We start from the raw sequence: 15497 nt of genomic DNA, 5'->3' as shown, positions 1-15497 counted from the left end.
ACCACGCCACCGACCCGGCGTCCTGGGCGTGCCGAGCCGGTCAGGTGGTCGCACCACCCGGCCGGCCCGGCGCGCGCGGTGCGCCGGGCCGGCCGGCCCGTCAGTCGCAGTGGGCTGCCAGGCCCTCCTCCGTACCGCCCGCGTCCTTCGACGACGCCGCGACCTTGGCCATGATCCGCCCCAGCATCGCGAACTCCTCCGGCTCCAGCGCCTCGACCATGATCCGGCGCACCGCGGCCACGTGGCCGGGCGCGGCGACCACCAGGGCCGCGTAGCCGTCGTCGGTCATGGTGCAGTTCACGCCGCGCCGGTCGCCCTCCGCCGCCCGCCGCTCCACCAGGCCCCGGGCCTCCATCCGGGCCACGGTGTGCGTGAGCCGGCTGCGCGACAGCACGAGCCCGTCCGCGAGCGTCGACATCCGCATGGTGCGGTCCGGTGCCTCCGAGAGCTGGACCAGCAGGCTGTACTCCCCGAGCGAGAGGGTGAGGGTCCGGTCGTGGACCGAGCTCAGGGCCTCCACGAAGCGCGCGGTGCCCTCCAGGTAGTGCCGCCAGGATCCCTGCTGTTCCTCGGACAACCAGATGTCGCGCCCCTCGACGGTCTGCGCCGCCATGTCACCACCGCCTTCGTGCGAACCGAGCCCCTCTGGGAATACGTTACGGGAACCGCTATGTTGGACGGGATCGTGAGTAGTTGATCCCTCAACTATCCACCCAAACCGCCACATCACCAAGGAGTTCCCCCTCATGGCCACCCCGCTCCCCGCTGGTCTCACCGCCGGCACGTACGAGATCGACCCCTCCCACACCGCTGCTTCCTTCTCCGTCCGTCACGCCGGGATCGCGAAGGTGCGCGGCAGCATCGCGGTCACCTCGGGCACCATCACGGTGGGCGAGGACCTGGAGTCGTCGAGCGTCGCCGCCGAGCTGGACGCGGCCTCCGTGAGCACCGGCGACGCCGGTCGCGACGGCCACCTGAAGAGCGCGGACTTCTGGCACGCCGACGAGAAGCCGACCTGGACCTTCACCTCGACGGGCATCCGTGCCGACGGCGACGACTACGTCATCTCCGGTGACCTCACCATCAACGGGATCACCAAGGGCGTCGAGCTGGAGACCGAGTTCACCGGCACCGCCAAGGACCCGTTCGGCAACGTGCGCGCCGGCTTCGAGGCCAACCTCGAGGTCAACCGCAAGGACTTCGGCCTCACGTGGAACGCCACGCTGGAGACCGGCGGCTTCCTGGTGGGCGACAAGGTCAAGATCACGCTGGACGTCAGCGCCATCGCCAAGGGCTGACCCCTTCCCCGCAGCACGGCGCGTGTCCCGGACGCCCGCCCCGCCTCGGCACCCACCGGTGCCCGGCAGGGCGGGCGTCCGTGCGTCGCGAGCCGGGCATCCCGGCCCGGTGCGCTTCTACCCAGCGATTGCGCCCCGGAATCGCTGCTCTGGTGGGCGCAATCGCTGGGTAGAAGCGCACTTCACGCCGGCACGCCGGCGCCGGTCACAGCGCGGCTGCGCGCGCCGCCGCGTGGAAGGCCAGGATCTGCAGCTCGCCGCCGACGTCGACCGAGCGCACCACGACGTCGTCCGGCACCTGGAGCGCGACGGGCGCGAAGCTCAGGATCTCACGCACACCCGCGCCGACGACGGCGTCGGCCACGTCCTGCGCCACGTGGCCCGGCAGGGCGAGGACCACCATCGACACCCGCTCCCGCTCGATGACACCGGCCACGTCGCGGACGTGCTCGACCGTCACGCCGGCCACGTCGGTGCCCACGACGTCGGGCGACGCGTCGAGCAGGGCCACCACCTGGAAGCCGCGCGTCGCGTACCCGGAGTAGTTCGCCAGGGCGTGCCCCAGGTTGCCGATGCCGACGATCGCGAGCCGGTGCTCCGTCTCGAGCCCGAGGGCGACGGTGATGTACGAGGCGAGCGACTCGACGTCGTACCCGACGCCGCGCGTGCCGAACGAACCCAGGTACGACAGGTCCTTGCGCAGCTGCGCGGAGCTCACGCCCGACCGCTCCGCGAGCTCCGTCGAGGACGTGAGATCCACCCCCTCGGCCGCGAGGTCGCGCAGGGCGCGCAGGTAGTAGGGCAGGCGCCCCACGGTCGCCGCCGGAACTGTGCCGTCACTGAGTTCGACCACGTGCTGCTCCCCTCCCCGCAACCACTGTGTCGCGGGCGTACGCACACACTGCCGGGACGATCATGCCAGGAGGCGGGCCAGGCGCGCACCGTCCACGCGCCAGAATCCTTGCTGGACCCCGTCCACCTCGACCACGGGGACGTACTCCCCGTACTTGTCCCGCAGTGCGGGCGCGCTGTCGATGTCGACCTCGCGCCACTGGACCCCCGCACCCTCGCACACCTGGACGACGACGGCACGCGCGTCCTCGCACAGATGGCACGCGTCGCGGGTGTAGAGGACGACACGGGGTTCGGCAGGAGCTGTCACGCCCCGAGGTTACGTCACGCGGGGACCCGCGAGCGGTCGGTGTCCGGGAGCCGCCCGTCCGCCCAGCGCACCCCCCAGGCGAGCGCGAGGAAGACGACGGCCACGCCCGCGGAGTTGATCAGTGCCCCGGCGTAGCCCAGCTCGGTCACGTCCAGGAAGGGATACGGGTACCAGCCCGTCGCCGCACCCCGGACGAACGTGTAGACCAGCCACGCGATCGGGTAGACCACCGACCACCAGACGGTCCGCGCGGTCACCCGCGGGCGGGGCCCCACCAGCACCCAGGCCACGACGGCCAGCACCGGTGACAGGACGTGCAGCATCACGTTCGACACCATCCCGGCGCCCGTGAGCTCCACGAGCCCGCGCAGCACCGTGTTGTAGACGATCCCGGTCACTGCGATGCACAGCAGCGCGTCCAGCCGCAGCACCCGGAACACCGGCCCGTCCCGGCGCGGGTCGAGCGCCAGCGCCAGCGACACACCGCCGATCAGCAGGTTGGACTGGATCGTGAAGTAGCTGAACAGCCGCACGATGCGCTCGGCATGGGTGGGCGCGGTCCCGGGGCCGCCCGTGAGCGCCACGACGAGCTCGATGGCGAAGCCGCCGAGCGCGAGCAGGGCCACCAGCAGGTGGAGGACCCGGGCGAAGGGGGCCTGCTCGGACAGGGCGTTCCGGTAGGTCACCCCCTGGTTCTACCAGTGCTCCCGGGCGGCCGCCCGGCGAGGACTTGCGGCACGTGTCACGCGGATAGAGTGACCTCCATGCCGTCGACGCACCCCTCGTCCGCCACCGCGGCGTTCTTCGACGTCGACAACACGATCATCCGCGGGGCGAGCGCCTTCCACATCGCCAAGTCCGCGTACCAGCGCAAGTTCTTCGGCACCCGCGACATCCTCAAGTTCGCCCTGGTCCAGGCCCGCTACCTGCTCTGGGGTGAGAACAAGGAGGAGATCGACCAGGTGCGCGACCGCGCCCTCTCGCTCATCGCGGGGCGCAGCGTCGCGGAGATCGCCACCCTGGGCGAGGAGGTGTGGGACGCCGTCCTGTCGCTGCGGATCTACCCCGGCACGCGCCGGCTGCTCGACGAGCACATCGCGGCCGGCCACCAGGTGTGGCTCATCACCGCCACGCCCGTGGAGATCGCACAGCTCATCGCCCGCCGGCTCGGTGCGACCGGGGCCCTGGGCACGGTCGCCGAGCACAAGGACGGCTTCTACACGGGCCGGCTCAAGGGCGACCTCATGCACGGGCAGGCCAAGGCCGACGCCATCGTCGAGCTCGCCGAGGTGAACGACATCGACCTCGACGAGAGCTACGCCTACGGCGACTCGCTGAACGACCTGCCGATGATGCGCGTCGTGGGACACCCGTGCCCCATCAACCCGGACCTGCGGCTGCGCCGGCACGCGCAGGAGGTGGGCTGGCCCATCCGGGAGTTCCGCGGCCGCTCCCAGCGTGCGGCGGGCCGCGGCGTGCGGACGGCCTCCTGGGCGGGTGCCGCGTGGGTGCTCGGCCTGGTGCTCCGCGCGGCCCGGCGCCGGCTGCGCGGTCACTGACGACCGGCGCGAGCGCGGGGGTAGTTGCGGTATCGGGCCGCTTTCCGCCACCAGGCCCGCACTCACCGTCCCGGCGCCTCAGGCGCCTCGGGCGCCTCGGGCACGACGAAGGCCCGGCCCCAAGGGGCCGGGCCTGGTCTTCACGCGCCCGGGGGCACGTGGGTCACTTCTTGTTGCGGCGCTGGTGGCGCGTCTTGCGAAGCAGCTTGCGGTGCTTCTTCTTGGCCATACGCTTGCGGCGCTTCTTGATGACGGAGCCCATAGGTCCTCGCAATGTTCGATCGGTCGGCGGCGGCCCGACGACGGGCCGCTCGGCGAAATGGTCCACGGTTGGTCCGGGACAGTGACGCCAGAGTGACGATGGCCGACCAACACGAAAAGTAGTCCGTGCCTAGGTTACCCGCTCTGCCGCGCGGCCCGTAATCGAGTCCGTGTGAGATGGGGCGCGAGACGCGGGACGGACGGCGGGCAGGGGCGCGGCGAGCGCACGGCGCCGGTCGATCTCGGCACCCACCTCGCGGCCGAGGTCGGGGCGTTCCTGCACCAGCTCGCGCATGACGTCGACCGGCAGGTTCACCACCGTCAGCTCCGTGACGGCCGTCCCGACGAAGGTCGCGGTCTCCCGGGTCAGCGCCGTCGGGCTGAGGTACGCACCGCGCTCCAGGCGGGCCACGGCCGCCCCCCGGCCGGACGCCGTGACCGGGGCGAGCGCGGCGGCGCCGTCCAGCACCACCTGGAGGGCTGCGGGCACCACGCCGGGCCGCTGCACGACCTCGCCCTCCGCGTAGCGCTCCACGGTGACGCGGTCCGCCAGGGCCGTGACCTGCTCCTCGTCGAGGCGCAGGTCGGTGGTCAGGCCCTGGAGCGCCTCCGCGCCTGTGGGCAGCGACACGCCCCAGGCGGCGTCGCCGTCGAGGTGCAGCCCTGCCCGGCGGGCGGCGTACCAGAGGTGACCGAGCAGCCGGGTCCGGGTGGCCTCCGCGTCCGTGAACGTCCGCAGGCGGAGCTGCACCTCGTAGCCGCCGGCACCCGTCACGAGCACGCCGGGCTGCTCGCCCGGGACCAGGGCGGGCACGTCCGCCGCGGTCCGCAGCAGCAGGTCACGGACCTGGTCCGGCGGGTCCGACGTCGCGAACGTCACCGGCACGGTGACGGTGTGCTCCACCGACGGTTCGCTGAGGTTGGTGAACTCGGCCCCCGCGAGCGCCGCGTTGGGCACCACCCGGATGCCGTCGCGTGTCTCGATGTGCACCGCGCGCCAGTTCACCTCCACGACGCGGCCACGGGTCGAGCCGGTGTCGAGCCAGTCCCCGATCCGGAAGGGCTGCTCGAACAGCAGGAGCAGGCCCGAGATGATCGCGCCGGCGGCGTTCTGCAGCGCGAGGCCGAGCACGATCGAGGTGACGCCCAGTGCCGTGAACAGCCCGCCGACGTCGGCGCCCCACACCCACGAGAACAGCACGGCGAGGCCGACGCCCACCAGGACCACCCGGCCCAGGTCGACGAAGATCGACGGCATCCGTGCGCGCCAGGTGCCCTCTCGTGCCGACCCGAAGAGCGCCACGTCGAAGGCCGACAGCACCACGAGCAGCACCAGGAACCCCGCGACCGTGGCCACGACGCGCACCCAGGTGACCTCGGCCGAGATCCCCGACGCCTGCGTCAGGAGCAGGAGCAGCGCCACCGCCGGTACCACGTAGGTGCGCAGGAACGCGACCGGCCGGGCCGCGGCGTGCCCGCGCCGCAGGAGCGCCGCGTGCACCTCGGTGAGCGCGAGCAGCACCACGGGCAGGCCGACGACGACCCCGACGGCCCACCAGAACCAGGACTGGGCGACGAGGTCAGTCACGGTCGGCCTCCACGAGCTCCCAGACGGTCTCGCGGCCCTGTTCGGCATCGACCTGCCCGACGTCGCGGAACGTGTACGCGTCGCGCAGCCGGTCGTAGACGTCGCCCGAGACGAAGATGCCGGGCCCACCGGTCGCCCGCCGCAGGCTGTAGGCGAGGTTCACGGCGTCACCCCAGAGGTCGTAGACCATGCTCTGCTCGCCGACGAGGCCGCTGGTGACCGTGCCCGTGTGGATACCGGCTCGCAGCGCCAGCCCCGCCTCGTGCTGGGCGTCGAAGGCGTCCACCGCCGCACGCATCTCGCGGGCGAACTCCAGGGCACGCCGCGTGCTGTCCACGCGCGGCACGACGAGACCGCAGCTCGCGAGGTATCCGGAGCGGAGCGTCCGTACCCGTTCCATGCCGAGCCGTTCGGCGGCCTCGTCGAAGGCCCGCACGAGGGCGTTCACGTAGCCGATGTCCTCGTCCGAGCCGAGGCTGCGGGTGAAGTCGTCCAGCCCGACGAGGTCGGCGTAGACCACGGTGACGTCCGCGTGCTCGTCGGCGATCGCCTCGTCGCCCTCGCGGTACCGCTGCGCCACGTCCTCGGGCATGAGGGAGAGCAGCATCCGCTCGTTCTCGGCCTGCTGCTCCTCGAGCAGCTCCGCCTTGCTCCTCAGCGACCGGCCCATGTCGTTGAAGGCGGCGGCCAGCTCCCCGAACTCGTCCCGCCCGCCCTCGTCGACCCGCGCGTCGAGATTGCCCCCGGCGACCTCGCGCACCCCGGCGAGGAGCCGGCGCACCGGACGCAGGAAGACCTGCGCGAGCACGAGCGAGGCCAGCGACACGAGCAGGACGAGCAGTGCGACGCTCAGCACCAGGTTCCGCGTCAGGTCGGCCACCGGCGCGAACGCCTCGCGGGTGTCGACCTCCGCGACGAGCGCCCACTGCACGCCGTCGATGTCGAGCGGCGTCCAGGCGGCCAGCGTGCTCACGCCCCGGTAGTCCGTGTTGACCCCGGTGCCCGTGTCCCCGCGCAGCGCCCGGTCGGCGGCCACGGACTCCACGGGCTGCAGGAGCACCGAGCCACCGACCGCGACCTCGCGGTCCGCGACGTCCTCCGGGGTGCCGTTGGCGATCACGGCCTCCCGGAACGCCTCGGGATCCTCCAGCAGGCCGCGCGCCACCGACCGCATGGTCCGGTCGGGCCCGACCAGGTAGGTCTCGCCCGTCTCGCCGAGCCCGGTGCCCGCCCAGTCACCGCCCGCGGTCATCAAGGCGTCGATCTGGTCGAGCGGGATCTGGTAGACCAGCACGCCGAGGGTCTCGCCGTCCGCGCCCACGGGCGATGCGGCGAACCCGGTGGGCGCGCCGAGGTCGGGCGTGTACCGGTCCAGGTCGGCGAGGAACATCGCGTCGGCGGACGTCGCCCGGACCGCCTGGTCGAAGACCTGTTCCAGGGCCCCGCCCGCGTAGGGGCCGGTCCGGACGTTGGTGCCGAGGTCCACGCCCTTGTACGCGCTGTAGACCACGTTGCCGTCCGGGTCGATCAGGAGGGCGTCGTCGACGCCCAGCTGGCTGACCGACTCCCGGAAGTAGTCGTGGTACTCCACGTGCGCCGCCGACCAGGCACTGCCGTCGCCCGCGTCGTCCATCGCGAGCCGCTCGTCCCAGTCGTCGGACGCCGCGGTGTACCGGGCCTGGAGGTAGGTCTCCTGCGGTGTGCGTGGCAGCAGCGCCTCGGGGTCGACCTCGTTCCCCGAGCGCTGCTCGAGGGACGGGACGAACGACTGCTCGTAGTAGTCGCGGACGGTCGCCGTGTCTCCGGGCGCCGGCGTGCCGTCTGCCAGCTCCTCGAACCCCTCGGTGAAAGCGGGCAGCGCCTGCACCGCGACACCCTTGCTGTCCAGGATCACCGCGGACCGGAGCTGCTCGAAGTACCGCGTGATCTCCCGCGCCCGCGACTCGCGGATGCCGACCAGCCGCTCGTACGCCGCCGTCCGCAGGGAGTCGGTCCCGTTGCGGTAGCCCACCCATCCGGCCACGAGGGCGGACAGGAGGCTGACGCCGAGCAGCATCGCGAGCAGCTTGGACAGGATCGTGACGCCGCCACGCCGGCTCCGCGCCGGGGAGCCGCCGTCCGGTCCGCCGAGGATCCCGGCGGCCGGCTCGCCCCCGCCTGCCGGGCCCGCGGGCCCCGCGGCCGGGGGTGCTCCGCCCCGCTCGTCCGTGCGTGCCTCGGCGTCCGCCCCCTGGATGCTCATGCATGGGAGGCTAGGCCGGACCTTTACCGTTCGCCGCCCGAATCAGGAAACAGCCGCGCGCATTCCTCCTGAACAAGGCAAACTGCCGTGGACCGGTCAGGGTCGAGCCGCGAACCGCTCCAGCAGGTCGGCGTGCCCCGAGCAGACCAGCAGGTCGTTGGCGGAGATCCGCGTCTCCGGCGTCGCGTAGACGAACTCCGCGCCCGGCGACTTCACGCCGATCACCGTGATGCCGTAGCGCTTGCGGATGTTCGACTGCGCGAGCGTGAAGCCCTGCGCCTCCTTCGGCGGACGCATCTTCACGATGGTGAACCCGTCCTCGACCTCGATGTAGTCGAGCAGCTTGCCGCTGACCAGGTGGGCGACGCGCTTGCCGGCGTCGGCCTCCGGGTAGACCACGTGGTGGGCGCCGATGCGGGTCAGGATGCGGCCGTGCTCCGCGGAGATCGCCTTGGCCCAGATCTGTGGTGTGCCCAGGTCGACGAGGTTGCCGGTGATCAGCACGGACGCCTCCAGCGACGAGCCCACGCCGACCACCGCGACGCCGAAGTCCCGCGCGCCGAGCTGCTCCAAGGCCTCCGGGTTGGACGCGTCGGCCTCCACCAGCGGCAGCCGGCCGGACCACTGGGCCACCAGCACCGGGTCCTGCTCCACGGCGAGCACGTCCTGCCCGAGGCGGTCCAGGGTGGCACCGATCGCCGACCCGAACCGGCCCAGGCCGATCACCAGCACACCCGCATCCCGATCGGGCTTCTTCTCCGGCACGGTCTTCCTCTCTGGCCACTTGTCAGACGTCCAGGCCACCCTAGTGACCGGTACCGCGCCCCGAGGCCTCAGCCGATGATCGGGCGCTCCTCGGGGAAGCGTACGATGCGCCGCCGGTCGCGGAGCGCCAGCACCGCCACGACGGTCACGGCGCCGGTCCGCCCCACGAACATGAGCAGCGCCAGGACGTACTTGCCGGCGTCGGGCAGGTCGTGCGTGATGCCCGTGCTCAGCCCGACGGTCGCGAACGCGGAGAGCACCTCGAACAGGACCCGGGACAACGGCAGGTCGGTGACCTGGAGCAGCGCGACGCACGAGACCAGCACGATGCTGGCGCCGGTGAACACGACGGCGATCGACAGGCGCAGCACGTCGCGCGGGATGCGGCGGCCGAACGCCTCGATGTCGCGGTCGCCGCGCGCCTCCGCGACGATCGCGAGCAGCATGACGGCGAGCGTGGTCACCTTGATGCCGCCCGCCGTGGACGCCGACCCGCCGCCCACGAACATCAGCGCGTCCTGGATGAGCCAGCTCGACTCGTGCATCGCGCCGACGTCGACCGTGCTGAAGCCGCCCGACCGCGGCATGATCCCCGCGAAGACCGCTGCCAGCAGCTTGTCCCCGAGGCTCAGCGGCCCGAACGTCTCGTCGTTGGACCACTCCAGGACCAGCAGCAGCAGCGCGCCGACCACGAACAGCACGCCGCTGGTGACGATGGTCAGCTTGCTGTGCAGCGAGAGCCGCTTGGTCCAGCCGTGCCAGCGCTGGCCGGGCCGCGGCAGCGACCGCTGGATGTTCAGGATCACCGGGAAGCCGAGCGCGCCGATGAACACTCCGAGGGCGATCGGCAGCACGAGCGTCCAGTCGCCGACGTGCGGCATCAGGCCCTCGGTGGTGGGCACGAAGCCCGCGTTGTTGAACGACGAGACGCCGTAGAACAGCGCGTGCCAGGCGGCGGTGCCCACGTTGTCCTCGATGACCACCAGCCGGGGGAACAGGAGTACCGCGATCGACAGCTCGAGCGTGGTCGCCGTGATGATGATGACCCGGACCAGCGAACCGACGTCCCCCAGGCGGCTCGTCTTGGTCTCGGACGCCGTGAGCAGCTTCTGCGTCAGCCCGATCTTGCGCGACACGATCATGCCCAGCAGGGAGGCGACGGTCATGATGCCGAACCCGCCGATCTTGATGCCGGCGAGGATCACGATCTGCCCGTACAGGGACCAGTAGGTCGCGGTGTCCTGCACCACGAGCCCCGTGACGCACACGGCCGAGACGGCCGTGAACAGCGCATCGACCAGCCGCGCCCCCTCGCCGTCGGCGGTCGCGAAGGGCACCATCAGGAGCGCCACGAACAGGGCGATCACACAGGCGAAGACGGTGACGGCCAGCCGGGCCGGGGCCCGGAACGCGAGCTCGTCGACCAGCTCCCGGAGGCCGAACAGCCTGTGCCGCAAGCTCGGCATCCGCCCCTGCTCCCCTCCGTGCACACATCCTGGCGATCGACGCCCTACTCTGCCACGACACGGGTTCCCTGGCCGCTCTCCAGGGCTCGTGGTGCCCGGGCGGCGCCTCACGGCCAGATGCCAGGCCGCGCAGCTGCCCGCCGCCCCGGTCCGTTACCGTGGGCGGGTGCACCTCGCCCGGCTGGTCTGGAGTCCGCGACTCCTCGAGTACGACTTCGGCCCCGGGCACCCCATGTCTCCCGCCCGGCTCGACCTGACGATGCGGCTGATCGAGGCGCTCGGTCTGCTGGAGGAGCCCGCGCTGGAGGTGGCGGACGCCGAGCCCGCGAGCGACGCCCTCATCGAGACGGTGCACGACGCCGACTACGTGGCCGCCGTCCGGCGCGCGGGAACCACGCTGGAGCCCGACCTCGCACGCGGCCTGGGCACCGACGACGACCCGCTGTTCCTCGGGATGCACGAGGCCGCGGCGCGTCAGCTCAGCGGGTCCGTCGCCCTCGCGGACGCCGTCTGGTCCGGCGAGATCTCGCACGGCGTGAACGTCGCGGGTGGCATGCACCATGCGATGCCGGGCGCGGCGTCGGGCTTCTGCGTCTACAACGACGCCGCCGCGGCCATCCGGTGCCTGCTGGACCGCGGTGCGGAGCGGGTCGCCTACCTGGACTTCGACGCGCACCACGGCGACGGCGTCGAGGCGATCTTCTGGGACGACCCACGCGTGCTGACCGTCTCGATCCACGAGGACGGCCGCACGCTGTTCCCCGGCACGGGGGCGTCGGCCGACGTGGGCCCGCCCGGGCCCGCCGAGGGGACGGCCGTCAACCTGCCGGTCCCGGCGCGCACCTCGGGCGCCGCCTGGCTCCGGGCCGTCGACGCCGTGGTACCCGCCCTGGTCCGTGAGCACCGCCCGCAGGCGATCGTCTCCCAGCACGGCTGCGACGCCCACGGTCGCGACCCGCTCTCGAACCTCGACGTCTCGGTGGACGCGCAGACCACCGCGCAGCAGTGGGCGCACGCGCTCGCGCACGAGCACGCCGACGGCCGCTGGCTCGCCCTCGGCGGTGGCGGGTACGCGGTGTCCGACGTCGTCCCGCTCGCCTGGGCGGCGCTCGTCGCCGAGGCAGCCCACGCGCCCCTGGTGCGCGGGGCGGAGCTGCCCGCCACGTGGCGCGCGGTCGTCGAGTCCCTGGACCTGGAGGCGGCACGCACGCTCGGCACGGGCGAGGTCGCGTTCCGGAGGTGGCGCGACGGCTACGACCCCGCCGACCCGGTGGACCGTGCCGTCCAGGCCACCCGGCGCGCGGTGTTCCCGCTGTGGGGCCTGGACCCGCTGCTGGACTGACGCCGCACGCCGGTCGGCAGCACGTCAGGTGATCGGTACCCCGGGGTGCCGATCACCTGACGTACTGCCGATCACAGGCCGCCGTACACACTCCGTTCACCGCCGTCCGGGACGCTTCGGTCCATGCGACGTCGCCTCGCCGCCCTGCCGGCCGCCCTGCTGCTCCTGCCCCTGCTCACGCCGGCCGCGGCGCCGGCGTCGGCCACGGGCGACCGCGGGACGGACCGGACCGCCGTCGTCACCACCTCCGTGGAGACGCCCCCGCTGTACGACGACGAGGCCGGCGGCAACGCCTCCGGCGACGACCCCGCGATCTGGGTGCACCCCGAGGACTCGGCGCGCTCGCTCGTCGTGGCCACGGCCAAGGAGGGCGGGCTGCGCGTCTACGACGTGGCCGCGACCGAGCTGCAGTCGGTCGCGGCCACGCCGGCCCCGCGCGCGGACGGTGTGCCGGGCCGGTACAACAACGTGGACATCGCCTACGGCCTGGACGTGGACGGCGAGCCGACCGACGTCGCCGTCGTCTCGGACCGGTACAACGACCAGATCCGGTTCTTCGCGATCGACCCGGCCGGTGCCGCCGCCGCGGCACCGCTCACCGAGGTGACCGCCCCCGGGCTGGACTTCCTGTTCAGCCCGGACCGGGAGACCGTCGACGAGGAGCACACCGCCTACGGCCTGGCCGTCTACCAGCGCCGGGGCGCGACCTACGCGGTGGTGACCCAGGAGGGCACCACCACCATCGCGACGGCCCGCCTCACCACCGGGGCCGACGGCGTGGGCTACACCGACGTCGAGCACCTGGCGATGCCGGGCGAGTTCCGGCTGCCTGACGGCACCACCTGGGTGCCCTGCGAGGAACCGGGCACCGGGCCGCAGCTCGAGGGCGTCGCCGTCGACCGCCGTACCGGCACGCTCTACGCCGCGCAGGAGGACGTGGGCCTGTGGCGCGTGCCGCTCCCCCTGGGCTCCGGCGAGCCGCGCCTGGTCGACAGGGTCCGGGACTTCGGCGTGCACGACGTCTACGACCCCGCGACCGAGGAGTGCGCTCCCCTGGACCCGGCCGCGCCGTCGTACGGCGGGAAGCACCTGACCGCCGACGCCGAGGGCGTCGACATCTGGTACGGCCCCGGCCGCACGGGCTACGTGATCGTGTCCAGCCAGGGTGACGACACCTACCCCGTCTACGCCCTGACCGGCCGCAACCGCCCGCTCGGCGCCTTCCGCGTGGCAGGCGACGGCGTGGACGACGTCAACGGCTCGGACGGGCTGGCCGTGTCCAACGCCCCGGTCGGCGGGTACCGGTCGGGCCTGCTGGTCACGCACGACGAGCCCGAGACGGGCCCCGACACGGAGCCGGACCGTGACGCGACGGGCTTCTCGTACGTCCACTGGGGCGACGTCGCCGACGCCCTCCGCCTGCCCTGACCCGGGTCAGGCCGTGCGGCGGCGGAGGGTGAGGATGCCCAGGATGACCGCGCCCATGATGAACAGGGCGATCACGCCGACGGCGCCCCGCACGCCCGACCACTCCTCGCCGGCCGCGAGCGACGTCATCGCCTCGATGGCGTAGGTGAGCGGGAAGACGCGGGACAGCCACTCCAGCACCTCGGGCATCTGGTCCCGCGGCATGAGCAGCCCGCAGGTGATGAGCTGCGGGAACAGGATGGCGGGCATCATCTGGACCGCCTGGAACTCGCTCCGGGCGAGCGCGGAGGCGGCCAGGCCCAGCGTGCAGCCGAGGATCGCGTCGAGCAGGGCGACCACCACGACGAGCCAGAGCGGCCCGGCGACGTCCATCCCCACGAGCAGCGCGAAGCCGACCACCACGAAGGCCTGGACGAGCGCGAGCGTCGCGAACGCGAGACCGTAGCCGGCCACGAAGTCGCCCCGGCGGATCGGCGTGGTCATGAGCCGCTCCAGCGTGCCGGACTGCCGTTCGCGCAGCGTGGCGACGCTGGTGACCAGGAACATCACGATGAGCGGGAACAGGCCCACGAGCATGGGGCCGAACCGGTCCAGCACCTCCGGCTGGTCGTGGAACATCCAGGCGATGAGGCCGATGAGCAGGCACGGCAGCAGCATGATGAGGGCCACGGTGCGGTGGTCGCCGCGGAGCTGCGCGAGCACGCGGCCGGCGGTGGCGAGGGTCAGGCTCATCGGACGTCCTCCTCGGGGGTGGTGGCGGCGGCCCGGTCGATCAGGGTGAGGAAGGCGCGTTCGGCGTCGGGCGCCCCGGTGCTGGTCAGCAGCTCCTCCGGCGTGGTGTCCGCGACGAGTGCGCCCGACCGCATGAGGAGCAGGCGGTCGCACTGGGTGGCCTCGTCCATGACGTGGCTGGAGACCAGGAGCGTGCGCCCCTCGGCGGCGAGCCGCCGGAAGACCGTCCACAGGTCGCGCCGCAGCACGGGGTCCAGGCCCACGGTCGGCTCGTCCAGGACGAGCAGCTCGGGGTCGCCGACCAGCGCCGCCGCCAGCGACACGCGGGAGCGCTCGCCACCGGAGAGGGTACCGACGCGCTGCTTCTCGTGCCCGCCCAGGTCGACGGTGGCCACGGCCGCCGCCACCGCCCTCGCGGACGACGGCACGCCGGCCAGTGCCGCGAAGTACCTGAGGTTCTGGACCACGGTGAGGTCGGTGTAGACGCTGGCGTCCTGCGTCATGTACCCGACCCGGCGGCGCAGTGCCGGGGTGCCGGCCGCGGCGCCGAGCACCTCCACGGACCCGGTCACCTTGTCCTGCACACCGACGACGGTGCGCATGAGCGTCGTCTTGCCCGAACCGGACGGCCCGAGCAGCCCGACGACGGAGCCGGCGGGCACGGCCAGGTCGAGCCCGTCGATGATCGGCCTGCCGCCGCGCACCACCCGGAGGTCCCGGATGACGACCGCACTTTTCCTCATGTGAGGAATTATGCGCCCGCCTCGTCGCGCGGCGCAAGAGGCCCGGCGTCCGGGACCTCGACGATCGGGAGCGGGCCGGTGAGGTAGCGCTGGAGGGTGGGGCCGACGAGGCGGGCCACCTCGGCGGGCCGCAGCGAGGCCAGGGGTTCCAGCCGGATGAGGTACCTCGTCAGGAGCACGCCGGCCATCTGGGAGGCGACCAGCGCGGTGCGCAGCGGGGCGTCGGGTGTACCGAGGGTGTGCATCACCGGCCGCAGGATCGCGGCGCCGATGAACTGGGGCAGCAGACCGCGCAGCTCGGCGTCCGAGATGACCGCCGGCATCACGACGCGCACGGTGTCGCCCTCGTCGAAGTCCCACAGCCCGACGACCGCCTCCATGAGACGCTCCCCCAGGGACTCGACCGGACCGTCGGAGACGCGCTCGACCACGGTCGCGGGCTCGATGCCCGCCACGCCGAGCGTCGCGGTCAGCAGGCGGGCCTTGTCCGGGAACCAGTGCCGCACCGTGCCCGGGTCGACGCCGGCCCGCCGGGCCACCGAGCGCAGCGACGAGGCCTCGTAGCCGCGCTCGACGAACTCGTCGCGGGCGGCGGCCAGGATGTCGGACCGGGCGTCCTGACCGGCGGGACGGCGGCCACGCCGGGACCCGGGAGCGGAGGGGACCATCTGCCCATTCTCACCCACCTCCGCACACCCGCCGGGGACGAACGCGGCGAGACGGAACGGTGGCGGGGGGGGGCCCCCCCCCGGGGGGGGGGGCCCCCCGCCCCCCCCCCCCGGGGGGGGGGGGGGGGGGGGGGCGCGCCCGCCCCCCCGCGCCGCCTCGACCTCGGCCGGCGACGGCGGGTCGCTGTGCAGGTGCCGTTCCGTCATCCGCACCGACCCGACGTCCATCGAGACGCTCGCGTC

Annotated in this window: 16 protein-coding genes; 4 read left to right on the top strand and 12 right to left on the bottom strand. The window is 73.0% G+C overall.

What is annotated here, in order from left to right; genetic code table 11:
* Positions 1 to 100 precede the first annotated feature (100 nt).
* Entirely contained in the window at positions 101 to 613 is a 513-nt protein-coding gene (locus tag ACIG47_RS20590) for a MarR family winged helix-turn-helix transcriptional regulator (protein WP_397432953.1), read from the bottom strand.
* Positions 614 to 746: 133 nt separating this feature from the next.
* On the opposite strand from ACIG47_RS20590, the gene ACIG47_RS20585 reads away from it, so the two are divergent.
* Positions 747 to 1298 carry a YceI family protein gene (locus ACIG47_RS20585; RefSeq protein ID WP_397432952.1) on the top strand — a complete coding sequence of 184 codons (552 nt, stop codon included), beginning with the start codon at positions 747 to 749 and terminating at the stop codon, positions 1296 to 1298.
* Between the two features lie 205 nt (positions 1299 to 1503).
* Here the strand turns inward: ACIG47_RS20585 and ACIG47_RS20580 are convergent, their stop codons facing one another.
* From ACIG47_RS20580 to ACIG47_RS20570, 3 genes are read right to left on the bottom strand one after another with little or no spacing between them, the layout of a single operon-like run.
* Positions 1504 to 2151, bottom strand: coding sequence for a redox-sensing transcriptional repressor Rex (locus ACIG47_RS20580; RefSeq protein WP_397413004.1), 648 nt, complete (start codon positions 2149 to 2151; stop codon positions 1504 to 1506).
* 60 nt (positions 2152 to 2211) lie between these two features.
* Entirely contained in the window at positions 2212 to 2460 is a 249-nt protein-coding gene (locus tag ACIG47_RS20575) for a glutaredoxin family protein (RefSeq protein WP_397413003.1), read from the bottom strand.
* A 14-nt stretch (positions 2461 to 2474) separates the two neighbouring features.
* Positions 2475 to 3146 carry a Pr6Pr family membrane protein gene (locus ACIG47_RS20570; RefSeq protein WP_397432951.1) on the bottom strand — a complete coding sequence of 224 codons (672 nt, stop codon included), beginning with the start codon at positions 3144 to 3146 and terminating at the stop codon, positions 2475 to 2477.
* A gap of 78 nt (positions 3147 to 3224) precedes the next feature.
* Between ACIG47_RS20570 and ACIG47_RS20565 the strand changes: the two genes are divergently transcribed.
* Complete coding sequence (locus tag ACIG47_RS20565; protein WP_397413001.1) at positions 3225 to 4019, top strand: HAD family hydrolase; 795 nt, start codon at positions 3225 to 3227, stop codon at positions 4017 to 4019.
* Positions 4020 to 4182: 163 nt separating this feature from the next.
* Here the strand turns inward: ACIG47_RS20565 and ACIG47_RS20560 are convergent, their stop codons facing one another.
* The 5 genes from ACIG47_RS20560 to ACIG47_RS20540 all read right to left on the bottom strand — a co-directional run bounded on the left by ACIG47_RS20560 (position 4183) and on the right by ACIG47_RS20540 (position 10341).
* Complete coding sequence (locus ACIG47_RS20560) at positions 4183 to 4281, bottom strand: 30S ribosomal protein bS22 (RefSeq protein ID WP_003792170.1); 99 nt, start codon at positions 4279 to 4281, stop codon at positions 4183 to 4185.
* Between the two features lie 129 nt (positions 4282 to 4410).
* A complete protein-coding gene (locus ACIG47_RS20555; RefSeq protein WP_397432949.1) occupies positions 4411 to 5868 on the bottom strand; it encodes a mechanosensitive ion channel domain-containing protein in 1458 nt (485 codons plus the stop codon).
* Positions 5861 to 8110: an adenylate/guanylate cyclase domain-containing protein gene (locus tag ACIG47_RS20550; protein ID WP_397432948.1), complete on the bottom strand. Its 2250-nt coding sequence runs from the start codon at positions 8108 to 8110 to the stop codon at positions 5861 to 5863. The genes ACIG47_RS20555 and ACIG47_RS20550 overlap by 8 nt, the downstream gene beginning before the upstream one ends.
* A 96-nt stretch (positions 8111 to 8206) precedes the next feature.
* The gene (locus ACIG47_RS20545; protein WP_397413000.1) at positions 8207 to 8875 is read right to left on the bottom strand and encodes a potassium channel family protein; all 669 of its coding nucleotides are present in this window, start codon (positions 8873 to 8875) and stop codon (positions 8207 to 8209) included.
* 68 nt (positions 8876 to 8943) lie between these two features.
* Complete coding sequence (locus ACIG47_RS20540; RefSeq protein ID WP_397412999.1) at positions 8944 to 10341, bottom strand: TrkH family potassium uptake protein; 1398 nt, start codon at positions 10339 to 10341, stop codon at positions 8944 to 8946.
* 166 nt (positions 10342 to 10507) lie between these two features.
* Here ACIG47_RS20540 and ACIG47_RS20535 point away from each other — a divergent pair, with 166 nt between their 5' ends.
* Both ACIG47_RS20535 and ACIG47_RS20530 read left to right on the top strand, forming a co-directional pair.
* Positions 10508 to 11683 (top strand): acetoin utilization protein AcuC, encoded by a 1176-nt coding sequence (locus tag ACIG47_RS20535; RefSeq protein ID WP_397432947.1) that lies wholly within the window; start codon positions 10508 to 10510, stop codon positions 11681 to 11683.
* A gap of 123 nt (positions 11684 to 11806) precedes the next feature.
* A complete protein-coding gene (locus tag ACIG47_RS20530; RefSeq protein WP_397432946.1) occupies positions 11807 to 13111 on the top strand; it encodes a phytase in 1305 nt (434 codons plus the stop codon).
* A gap of 6 nt (positions 13112 to 13117) precedes the next feature.
* Here ACIG47_RS20530 and ACIG47_RS20525 read toward each other — a convergent pair whose 3' ends face one another.
* Genes ACIG47_RS20525 through ACIG47_RS20515 form a run of 3 tightly spaced genes read right to left on the bottom strand, consistent with a single transcriptional unit; the run spans position 13118 to position 15254 of the window.
* Entirely contained in the window at positions 13118 to 13843 is a 726-nt protein-coding gene (locus ACIG47_RS20525; protein WP_397432945.1) for an ABC transporter permease, read from the bottom strand.
* Positions 13840 to 14586 (bottom strand): ABC transporter ATP-binding protein, encoded by a 747-nt coding sequence (locus tag ACIG47_RS20520; protein WP_397432944.1) that lies wholly within the window; start codon positions 14584 to 14586, stop codon positions 13840 to 13842. The genes ACIG47_RS20525 and ACIG47_RS20520 overlap by 4 nt, the downstream gene beginning before the upstream one ends.
* Positions 14587 to 14594: 8 nt before the next feature.
* Positions 14595 to 15254 carry a TetR/AcrR family transcriptional regulator gene (locus tag ACIG47_RS20515; RefSeq protein WP_397433051.1) on the bottom strand — a complete coding sequence of 220 codons (660 nt, stop codon included), beginning with the start codon at positions 15252 to 15254 and terminating at the stop codon, positions 14595 to 14597.
* Positions 15255 to 15497: the final 243 nt, after the last annotated feature.

The sequence above is a fragment of the Promicromonospora sp. NPDC052451 genome (assembly GCF_044547525.1).
GTDB lineage: Bacteria > Actinomycetota > Actinomycetes > Actinomycetales > Cellulomonadaceae > Promicromonospora.
The sequence above is the reverse complement of the archived record's forward strand: the minus strand, read 5'-3'. Positions and strand labels throughout refer to the sequence as shown.